The 3,649-nt window shown below is 65.6% G+C and carries 5 protein-coding genes; 4 read left to right on the top strand and 1 reads right to left on the bottom strand.

Going from position 1 to position 3,649, the window contains the following annotated elements; all coding sequences use genetic code 11:
- Positions 1-215: 215 nt before the first annotated feature.
- Positions 216-491, bottom strand: a complete 276-nt coding sequence (locus AC2W7G_RS11555) for a hypothetical protein (RefSeq protein ID WP_485868564.1) — start codon at positions 489-491, stop codon at positions 216-218.
- Between the two features lie 584 nt (positions 492-1,075).
- Here AC2W7G_RS11555 and AC2W7G_RS11550 point away from each other — a divergent pair.
- The 4 genes from AC2W7G_RS11550 to AC2W7G_RS11535 form a co-directional block, all read left to right on the top strand.
- Positions 1,076-1,657 (top strand): DUF305 domain-containing protein, encoded by a 582-nt coding sequence (locus tag AC2W7G_RS11550; protein WP_485868563.1) that lies wholly within the window; start codon positions 1,076-1,078, stop codon positions 1,655-1,657.
- 77 nt (positions 1,658-1,734) lie between these two features.
- Complete coding sequence (locus AC2W7G_RS11545; protein WP_485868562.1) at positions 1,735-2,568, top strand: F510_1955 family glycosylhydrolase; 834 nt, start codon at positions 1,735-1,737, stop codon at positions 2,566-2,568.
- 92 nt (positions 2,569-2,660) lie between these two features.
- Complete coding sequence (locus AC2W7G_RS11540; protein WP_485868561.1) at positions 2,661-3,068, top strand: four-helix bundle copper-binding protein; 408 nt, start codon at positions 2,661-2,663, stop codon at positions 3,066-3,068.
- 181 nt (positions 3,069-3,249) lie between these two features.
- Positions 3,250-3,649, top strand: a 400-nt coding sequence (locus tag AC2W7G_RS11535) for a DUF4396 domain-containing protein (protein WP_485868560.1), incomplete at its 3' end; no start/stop codon positions are given.

Here is a 3,649-nt window from a genome sequence, read left to right as displayed (position 1 = left end):
CGCATGCCCCCATCGTCCACTGCAGGCAACCGCAGGCGTAGCGGGGGCGTGCGAGGGGCGGCACTCAACCAACAAAAATTATGACGAAAGGAGCGTATTTGTCATAACGATCATTATCGGCGCGTGTTGCGGGCGGGTCACCAGAGACCGAGGACGGACGATTCATCGCCCGCGTCCCCCGGGCCAGTGATCGAATCGCCCTGCTGCAAGATCCGCTACAGGGCCCACTCGACGAACACGTGATACGCCGACGCGGCGACGAGCACGTTGAACCACGTCCACATGGCGCTGCGAGAGATGACCCGAACGAACGCGAGGGCGATGAGTGGGTAGGTGATGCTGACAGCGAGGTGAGTCGTTGGGTTGAGTCCCTCGAGGCGGTCGTGCAGGAAGACCCACGCGACGGTGGCGACCAACGTTGCGCCGGTAGCGAGGGCGAGCGCTCCGGTCGTTGGTCTCTCACGCTGGTCGTCGAGTCGGCCGGGCGCCATGAGCCAAGGGTATGACGGCTCCAGGGGGCTTCCCCATGAGGGTTTTAGGCCCTCGATCTACGATGCGAGAGTGAGCACGATCCGACCACCGCAGAGGCGCACGGGGATGCGAATCCCTGCGTCGCTGATGGTGGTCGTTGCGGCGGCTCTGGCGCTCGGCATCGCCGGGATGCACAGTGCGCTGGCGGTGCCAGCGGACTCTCTGCACGGCACGTCCCCCAGCGCCATGGCCACCGAGACCCCGATGCACGCGGATGCTGCTCACGCCCCCGATTCGGACGGGAGCGACGGCGCCCACGGCGCCTTGAACGGATCGCACTGCGGCGGTCTGATGGCCGTCTGCTTCATGCTGCTAGTCGGACTCGGAGCGTTCCTCATGGTTCGTCGTGGGCGGCTGCACCGCATCCTGTGGAGACTGCCCGCGCCCCACCTACTCACTCTGGGATTCGCCTCTAGCTCGTTCGAGCCGTTATCCCCGTTGAGACGTACCTGCATCCTGCGCTGCTGAGCCGTCATCGGCGCGTCCACTGTGGCGCGCTTCCTTCGACGACCCCTCACACCTTTTCAGCACCGCAGGAGAATAGATGCGTACCAAGATGCTCGCGGCGACCCTCGCCGCTGTTGCCAGCCTGGCTGTCCTCACGGCCTGCTCGGACGAGTCGAGCTCGTCGAGCGAGGACTTCAACGATGCCGACGTCACGTTCGCTCAGCAGATGATTCCCCACCACCGACAGGCCACTGAGATGGCCAAGATGGCCGAGGGGCGCACTCAAAACCAGGACGTTCTCGACCTGGCGAAGAAGATCCAGCAGGCCCAAGGCCCCGAGATCGAGACCATGTCCGGGTGGCTCGAGTCGTGGGGTGAAGACGTCCCGCAGGACTCTGACATGGGCGGGATGGACCACTCGGAAATGGGTCACTCCAGCGGCGACGACATGGCCGGCATGATGACCGACGAGGACATGAACGCCCTTGAGCAGGCCAGCGGCGCCGAGTTCGACGAGATGTTCCTCACCATGATGATCGAGCACCACAAGGGTGCTGTCGACATGGCCGCCACCGAAGAGTCTGACGGCAAGTATCCGGCCGCGGTCGAGATGGCCAAGACGATTCAGAGCGACCAGGAAGCCGAGATTGAGCAGATGACCCAGCTCCTCGGCAGCTGACACCAGATTCGATCGTCCGCCTGTGGAGGGCGGCCAAGAACGGCCCGCCCTCCACAGGCCTCCTGCAAGGAACCCGCATGCACTCCCGTCTTTCCCGCGCACTGGCTCTCGTCGTTGGTCCTTTCCTGCTGATCAGCGCCTGCAGCGCCACCGACGACGCCGACGATCCAGTCCGGTTCGAGCACATCCACGGACTCGACATCAACCCCGCCGACGACCGCCTCTACGTGGCCACCCATACCGGTACCTACCGTCTCGAGGACGACGGCGTCCCGACCCGAATGGGGGGCCACCGCGACGACTTCATGGGCTTTAGAGTCGTCGGGCCCAACCAGTTCATCGCCAGCGGACATCCGGCCACCTCCGACCGTCCGAACCCCATGGGCTTCATCCAGTCCCAGGACGGCGGCAAGACGTGGGAGGCCCGGAGTCTGGAAGGGCAGTCCGACCTACACGCGATCGACGCGCACGCCACGGGAACGATCACGGCAATCGACTCGACCAGGAACGCGGTCATTCAGTCCGATGATCAAGGCCGGACCTGGCGCGACAGCTGGCGACGGACCCACCTCATCGACATCGCCGCTATGCCGCGTAGCCCGCGCGCCTTCGTTGCCACCCGGACCGACGGAGTACTCACCATCGTCGACGGCGCCCGAGAGCGGGTGGTCGATGACGCCCCGGCCCTGACTTACGTCGATGGGACGACCGATGGAACGCTCGCCGGCCTGGACACCGAGGGGCGAGTGTGGGTCAGTCTCGACGCTCACGGATGGGCCCCAGCCGGCGGATCGGTCAAGGGTGTCCCCGCTGCGATCAGCGTTCGGGGCGGCACCTGGTACGCCGCGACTTCCCGAGGCATCTACAGCAGCTCCGACCGTGGCGGCTCCTGGAAGCTGCTGCTCACCTGAATCGCCCCTCGGATCCAGTTCAGGAATCCCCCCGCCGGGTACGAGCCAGATGCGTACCAACCCCACGCCACCACTAGCGGAAAGGAACTGAGATGACACACAACACCAGCGAGTTGCTAGAGGCGTATCCGGCCTCGATCAACCTCGACCGGGACCTGTTGGCGAAGTGCATCGCCGCGTGCATCGAGTGTGCGCAGGCGTGCACCGCCTGCGCCGACGCGTGTCTGAGTGAAGAGATGGTCGCTGACCTGCGCAAGTGCATCCGGACCGATCTGGACTGTGCTGATCTGTGCGAGACCACCGCACGGGTGCTCTCTCGGCACACCGGCTACGACGCGAGCATCACGCGCGCCGTGCTGACCGCATGCATGACCGCCTGCCGATCCTGCGCAGAGGAGTGTGAAGCCCACGCGACCATGCACGAGCACTGCCGACTATGCGCAGAAGCCTGCCGCGCGTGCGAACAGGCCTGCGAGGCGCTACTCGCGGCGATCGGCTGAGCGTTGCTCCGGCGCCCTGCAAGTGATACCCCCCAGGGGTATCGTGTGACGTCGCTGGCGAGCCACGACCAGGACCGCGGAGGTATCAGTGAGTACGCACCACGAGCACCATTCAGCGACGGGGTCTGAGCCACGGTCTGCGGCGCCAGGACGCCGTGAAGGCGATGGCGGTACGGCCAGGATGGCGGCTAGCGCGACGCTCCACTGCCTCACGGGCTGCGCCATCGGGGAGATCGCCGGCCTGATCATCGGCACGGCTGCCGGCCTCGGCACGGCGACCACGGTCGCGATCTCGGTGACGCTGGCGTTCCTGTTCGGCTACGCGCTTTCCACTCTGCCCCTGCTGAAAGCTGGGCTGGCAGTGGGGACGGCGCTGAGCTTGGTCCTGGCTGCTGACACGCTGTCGATCCTGACGATGGAGATCGTGGACAACTTGGTCATGGTCGTTATCCCCGGGGCCATGGACGCCGGGCTGGTCAACCCCAAGTTCTGGATCAGCATGATGATCGCGCTCGCGGTGGCCTTCCTGGCCGCCTTCCCGCTGAATCGCTACCTGCTGCAACGCGGCAAGGGGCACGCCC

It is taken from the genome of Aeromicrobium sp. PFPM2_SD2, from assembly GCF_057364525.1.
The sequence above is the reverse complement of the archived record's forward strand: the minus strand, read 5'-3'. Positions and strand labels throughout refer to the sequence as shown.